The sequence below is a fragment of the Streptomyces bugieae genome, from assembly GCF_036352915.1.
Taxonomy (GTDB): domain Bacteria; phylum Actinomycetota; class Actinomycetes; order Streptomycetales; family Streptomycetaceae; genus Streptomyces; species Streptomyces endophytica.
In genome coordinates, this window is record NZ_JAZBJP010000211.1 from 1 (window position 1) to 407 (window position 407).

Sequence of the window (407 nt, forward strand, 5' to 3'; positions counted from 1 at the left end):
GGGTCAGCGGGATCTCCTCCAGCGCGTACTCCCCGCGGCCCTCGGCGCTGAACTCGGGACCGGTGCGGTCGTCGAAGGACCAGGTCGCGATGCGGGCGAGGTAGAAGAGCTGACGCTCGTCGTCGGACTCCATCGTGTGGAGCAGACGGATGATGTCGGCCTTTCCGGCGATCTCCTCGTGGATCTCGCGGTGGAGGGCGGCCTCGCGTGACTCATCGGTGGGCTCGACGCCGCCGCCGGGCAGGACCCAGTACTCGGGGACGCCGGGCCTGGTGCGGCGGATGACCAGCATCGTGTGGTCGCGGGTGACGAGGACGGCACGGACTCGTTCGATCATTTCGTTGGGTCTCCTTGCCTGTTGACGTTCTCAGTGGAGCAGCCAGCCACCGTTGACGTGGACGGACTGC

Annotated in this window: 1 protein-coding gene; it reads right to left on the reverse strand. The window is 67.6% G+C overall.

All coding sequences use genetic code 11. The features are described from left to right. Nucleotides 1-337, reverse strand: a 337-nt coding sequence (locus V2J85_RS40925; RefSeq protein WP_330824434.1) for an NUDIX hydrolase, incomplete at its 3' end; no start/stop codon positions are given. Nucleotides 338-407: the final 70 nt, after the last annotated feature.